A 6,112-nucleotide genomic window follows, 5' to 3' on the forward strand; every position below is an offset into this window, starting at 1 on the left:
CCGCGCGAGCACGCGCAGGCTTTTGCTGGCGTGGCGGGTGTGGTTGAACAGTGCCATGCTTACACCTCCATCTTGATGGGAATGGTGCGCTTCTTGCTGCCACCAAACAGGCTGACCTCGCTGCTGCCTTCGGAGCAGCCGTTGCCAAACGTGAAGCCGCAGCCGCCGCGCACGTCAAAGGCGTTCTCGGCGTATTCGCGGTGCGTCGTCGGGATGACAAAGCGGTCTTCGTAGTTGGCAATGGCCATGATGTGGTACATGTCCTCGACCTCGGCCATGCTCAAGCCCACCTGTGCCAGCACCGCCAGGTTCTGCTCGTTGTCGACATGCTTGCTGCGCTGGTAGGCGCGCATCGCCAGCATGCGCTGCAGCGCGCGCATTACCGGCGCGGTGTCGCCCGCGGTGAGCATGTTGGCCAGGTACTGCACGGGGATGCGCATCTGGGAAATGTCGGGCAGCTCGCCGTTGACGCCGATCTTGCCGGCGTTGGCCGCCGAGGTGATGGGCGAGAGCGGCGGCACGTACCAGACCATCGGCAGCGTGCGGTATTCGGGGTGCAGTGGCAGCGCCACTTTCCAGTCCACCGCCATCTTGTAGACCGGGCTCTTGCGCGCGCCTTCCAGCCAGGCCTCGGGAATGCCGTCCTTGCGCGCCTGCGCGATCACCGCCGGGTCGTGCGGGTTGAGGAAGATGTCGAGCTGGGCCTGGTACAGATCCTTGTCGTCGGGCACGCTGGCCGCTTCCTGGATGCGGTCGGCGTCGTACAGCACCACGCCCAGATAGCGGATGCGGCCGACGCAGGTCTCGCTGCACACCGTCGGCTGGCCGGCCTCGATGCGCGGGTAGCAGAAGGTGCACTTCTCGGCCTTGCCGCTCTTCCAGTTGTAGTAGATCTTCTTGTACGGGCAGCCCGAGACGCACATGCGCCAGCCGCGGCACTTGTCCTGGTCGATCAGCACGATGCCGTCTTCCTCGCGCTTGTAGATCGCGCCGGACGGACACGCCGACACGCACGCCGGATTCAGGCAGTGCTCGCACAGGCGCGGCAGATACATCATGAAGGTCTTCTCGAACTCGCCGTAGATCTCCTTCTGCACGTTGTCGAAGTTGCGGTCCTTGGACCNAGCCCGACGGGCACGAGGCCACGCAGGCGGGGTTGAGGCAGTGCTCGCACAGGCGCGGCAGGTACATCATGAAGGTGTTCTCGAACTGCCCCACCATGTCCTTTTGCACCTGCTCGAAGCTGTCCAGGTTGGCGTCCTTGCTGCGCTTGGCGAATTCGCCGCCCAGAATCTCTTCCCAGTTCGGGCCCCACTCGATCTTCTCCATGCGCTTGCCGGTGATCAGGCTGCGCGGGCGTGCCGTGGGCGTGGCCTTCATCTCGGGCGCCGACTGCAGGTGGTCGTAGTCGAAGGTGAACGGCTCGTAGTAGTCGTCAATCTGCGGCATGTTCGGGTTGGCGAACAGGCGCATCAGCATCTTCCACTTGCCGCCCTGGCGTGGCTCGATGGAGCCGTCGCTCTTGCGCACCCAGCCGCCATTCCACTTGTCCTGGTTTTCCCATTCCTTGGGGTAGCCGATGCCGGGCTTGGTCTCGACGTTGTTGAACCAGGCGTATTCCATGCCTGGACGGCTGGTCCAGACGTTCTTGCAGGTGACCGAACAGGTGTGGCAGCCAATGCACTTGTCCAGGTTCAGCACCATGCCGATTTGCGCGCGTACTCTCATGCCGACTCTCCCTGTTGTTGCACCGCGAAGGCGCGGTCGTCTCCCCGTGGCGTATCCAGCCAGTCCACCTTGTCCATCTTGCGCACCACGACGAATTCGTCGCGGTTGGTGCCGATGGTTCCGTAGTAGTTGAAGCCGTAGGACAGCTGCGCGTAGCCGCCAATCATGTGCGTGGGCTTGAGCACGATGCGCGTCACCGAGTTGTGGATGCCGCCGCGCTGGCCGGTGATCTCCGAGCCCGGCGTGTTGACGATTTTTTCCTGCGCGTGGTACATCATCACCATGCCGGGCTTGACACGCTGGCTGACCACGGCGCGCGCGGAAATCGCGCCGTTGACGTTGTACAGCTCGACCCAGTCGTTGTCCGCCACGCCAATCCGCTTGGCGTCGTCCTCGCTGATCCAGATGATCGGGCCGCCCCGGCTGAGCGTGAGCATCAGCAGGTTGTCGGTATAGGTCGAGTGGATGCCCCATTTCTGGTGCGGCGTGATGAAGTTCAGCAGGATTTCGCTGTTGCCGTTCGAGCGGATGCCGTGCACCCCCGCCGTGGCCTTCAGGTTCACTGGCGGCCGGTAGCTGGCCAGGCCTTCGCCAAAGGCCCGCATCCAGGGGTGGTCCTGGTAGAACTGCTGGCGGCCGGTCAGCGTGCGCCACGGGATGTACTCGTGCACGTTGGTGTAGCCGGCGTTGTAGGACACGGTTTCGGACTCGATGCCGCTCCAGGTCGGCGAGCTGATGATCTTGCGCGGCTGCGCCTGGATGTCGCGGAAACGGATTTTTTCGTCCTCGCGGTGCAGTGCCAGGTGCGTGTGGTCGCGCCCGGTCTGTTGGCTCAGCGCGGCCCAGGCCTTCACGGCCACATGGCCGTTGGTCTCGGGCGCCAGCTGCAGCACCATTTCGCAGGCGTCGATATCGCTCAGGATGCGCGGCATGCCCTGCGTCACGCCAGGCTCGGTGACCACGCCGCTGAGCTGCCCGAGTTGCGTCACCTCCAGCTTCGTGTCCCAGGCAATGCCCTTGCCGCCATTGCCGATCTTGTTCAGCAGCGGGCCAACGGCCGTGAAGCGCTTGTAGACGTTCGGGTAGTCGCGCTCGACCACCTGCATCTGGGGTGCCGTCTTGCCCGGAACCAGCTCGCACTCGCCACGCTTCCAGTCCTTCACATCAAACGGCTGGGCCAGCTCGCCGGGCGAGTCGTGCTGCATGGGCGTGAGCACCATTTCCTTCTCGACGCCCAGGTGGCCCGCGCACAGTTCGCTGAACTTCCTGGCAAAGCCCTTGTAGATTTCCCAGTCGCTCCTGGACTGCCACACCGGGTCCACGGCGGTGGACAGCGGGTGGATGAAGGGGTGCATGTCGCTGGTGTTGAGGTCGTTCTTCTCGTACCAGGTGGCCGTCGGCAGCACGATGTCGGAATACAGGCAGGTCGTGCTCATGCGGAAGTCGAGCGTGACCAGCAGGTCGAGCTTGCCTTCAGGCGCCTTGTCGTGCCAGACCACCTCTTCGGGTTTTCCGTCTTCCGCCCCCAGGTCCTTGCCCTGCACGCCGTTGCTGGTGCCCAGCAGGTGCTGGAGGACGTATTCATTTCCCTTGCCCGACGAGCCGATGATGTTGGAGCGCCAGACAAACATGTTGCGCGGCCAGTTGGCCGGGTGGTCGGGGTCTTCGCAGCTCAGCTTGAGCGAGCCGTCCTTGAGCGACTGCACCACATAGTCCTTGGGATCGAGCCCGGCGGCCTGCGCGTCCTTGACGACCTGCATCGGGTGCGTCTGCAGCTGCGGCGCGCTCGGCAGCCAGCCCATGCGCTCGGCGCGCACGTTGTAGTCGATCATGCTGCCGCCGTAGAGCTTCTTGTCGGCCAGCGGCGAGAGCACTTCGTCCACGCCCAGCTTTTCATAGCGCCACTGGTTGGTGTGGGCGTAGAAAAAGCTCGTGCTGTTCATCTGGCGCGGCGGGCGGATCCAGTCCAGGGCAAAGGCCAGCGGCGTCCAGCCGGTCTGCGGGCGCAGCTTTTCCTGGCCCACGTAGTGCGCCCAGCCGCCGCCGCTCTTGCCGATGCAGCCGCACATCATCAGCATGTTGATGACGCTGCGGTAGTTCATGTCACTGTGGTACCAGTGGTTCATGCCGGCGCCAATGATGACCATGGAGCGGCCTTCGGTCTTGTGCGCGTTGTCGGCAAACTGGTGCGCCACGGCAATGATCTGGTCGCGCGGCACGCCGGTGATCTGCTCCTGCCAGGCCGGGGTGTAGGGCGTGTTGTCGTCGAAGTCGGCCGCCGCCATTTCGCCCGGCAGGCCGCGGGCAATGCCGTACTGCGCCACCTGCAGGTCAAACACGGTGGCCACCAGCGCCTCGCCGCTGCCGACGGCAATGCGCTGCACCGGCACGGTGCGCACCAGCACATCGCCCTGCTCGTTGTTCGGAAAGTGATCGTGGTGCACGCCGCCAAAATACGGAAAACCCACCTTGGCGCTGTCGGTCGCGGTGTTTTCCACGCCGCCCTCGCCTTCCATCACCGACAGCTTGAGCGAGACCTCGTTGCCATTGCGTGCCTCCTTGGCTTCCAGGTTCCACTGCCCCATGTCGGCGCGGCCGTCCGGGCCCCAGCGGAAACCGATCGCGCCCTGCGGCACAACCACCTGGCCGCCCGCATCCAGGGCGACCGTCTTCCAGTCGGGGTTGTTGTCCTGGCCAAGCTGATCGGCAAAGTCGCTGGCGCGCACATAGCGGTCGGGCACCAGGCAGGTGCTGCCGTTTTCCAACTGGTGTTCCTTCAACATCACCAGCATCGGCAGGTCGGTGTAGCGGCGCGCGTAATCGTCAAAGTAGGCCGAACGCGGCTGGCCGTTGCCGCCAAAGTAGAAGTCTTTCAGGATCACATGGCCCATCGCCATGGCGACGGCGGCGTCGGTGCCCTGCTTGGGGTGCAGCCACAGGTCGGAGAGCTTGGCGACTTCGGAATAGTCGGGCGTGATGGCCACCGTCTTGGTGCCCTTGTAGCGCACCTCGGTGAAGAAATGCGCGTCGGGCGTGCGCGTCTGCGGCACGTTCGAGCCCCAGGCGATGATGAAGCTGGAGTTGAACCAGTCAGCCGATTCGGGCACGTCGGTCTGTTCGCCCCAGATCTGCGGGCTGCTGGGCGGCAGGTCGCAGTACCAGTCGTAAAAGCTCATGCACACGCCGCCAATCAGCGACATGTAGCGCGAGCCCGAGGCGTAGCTGACCATCGACATGGCCGGAATCGGCGAGAAGCCGATGATGCGGTCGGCGCCGTGCTGCTTGATGGTGTAGACGTTGGACGCGGCAACGATCTCATTGACCTCGTTCCAGGTCGAACGCACCATGCCGCCCAGGCCGCGCACGCTCTGGTAGTCGCGCCGTTTTGCGTCGTCCTGCACCACCGCGGCCCAGGCCTCGACCGGTTCCAGCGTCAGGCGGGCCTCGCGCCAGTGCTTGAGCAGGCGGGCACGCACCATCGGGTATTTGACGCGGTTGGCGCTGTAGAGATACCAGCTGTAGCTGGCACCGCGCGAGCAGCCGCGCGGCTCGTGGTTGGGCATGTCCCAGCGGGTGCGCGGGTAGTCGGTCTGCTGGGTTTCCCAGGTGACGATGCCGCCCTTGACATAGATCTTCCACGAGCACGAGCCGGTGCAGTTCACACCGTGCGTGCTGCGCACGATCTTGTCGTGCGCCCAGCGGTTGCGGTAGGCGTCCTCCCAGGTGCGGTCTTCGGCGGTGATGACGCCGTGGCCGCCGGAAAACGACTCTCTGGGTTGGGAGAAGTGGCTAAGACGGTCGAGAAAATGGCTCATCGAGGGCTCCTTTTTTGTGACTGCAGGCAGAGAATCAGCACGGCATTTCGGCGTGCTTGCGCGCGTAGTACCACCAGGTCACCACGATGCACAGGACATAGAAAACAGCGAAGGTCCAGAGCGCGAACTCGGGCCCGCCGGTGAGGGCAATCGAGCTGCCGTAGCTTTTGGGAATGAAGAAGCCGCCGTAGGCCGCAATGGCCGCCGTGAAGCCCAGGGTGGCCGCGCCCAGGGTGTTGCCTTCCTTTTGCGCCTGCGCCAGGGCGCCGGGCTCGTTGGCGTCGATACCGCGCATCGCCTCGGTCAAAAAGATGATCGGAATCATGCTGAAGGTGGAGCCATTGCCAATCCCCGTGGTCAGGAACAGCGCCAGGAAGCAGACGAAGAAGCCGGCAAAGCTGCCGCCGACACCACCGTGCGGCAGGAACTGGATCACGCCCACCACGGCAATGGCCATGACGACGAAGTTCCACAGCGTCACGCGCGCGCCGCCCAGCTTGTCGGCCAGCCAGCCGCCAAAGGGACGCACCACGGCGCCGACCAGCGGGCCCAGCCACGCATAGGCGAGC

General features: G+C 64.5%; 1 protein-coding gene and 2 pseudogenes. All 3 read right to left on the reverse strand.

What is annotated here, in order from left to right; genetic code table 11:
• Nucleotides 1–59: 59 nt before the first annotated feature.
• Nucleotides 60–1,121: pseudogene (gene narH / locus QZH66_RS14185) on the reverse strand (nitrate reductase subunit beta); the annotation flags it as partial.
• 603 nt (nt 1,122–1,724) lie between these two features.
• Complete coding sequence (locus QZH66_RS14190) at nt 1,725–5,543, reverse strand: nitrate reductase subunit alpha (RefSeq protein WP_305806589.1); 3,819 nt, start codon at nt 5,541–5,543, stop codon at nt 1,725–1,727.
• A gap of 34 nt (nt 5,544–5,577) precedes the next feature.
• Nucleotides 5,578–6,112: pseudogene (locus QZH66_RS14195) on the reverse strand (nitrate/nitrite transporter); the annotation flags it as partial.

Origin of the sequence: Stenotrophomonas sp. YIM B06876, from assembly GCF_030711595.1 — a bacterium.
Classification (GTDB): Bacteria; Pseudomonadota; Gammaproteobacteria; order Xanthomonadales; family Xanthomonadaceae; genus Stenotrophomonas.

What these genes read in the sequence shown, in the direction of transcription:
- QZH66_RS14190 (WP_305806589.1), bottom strand. Translation starts at nt 5,543, where the DNA reads ATGAGCCATTTTCTCGACCGTCTTAGCCACTTCTCCCAACCCAGAGAG.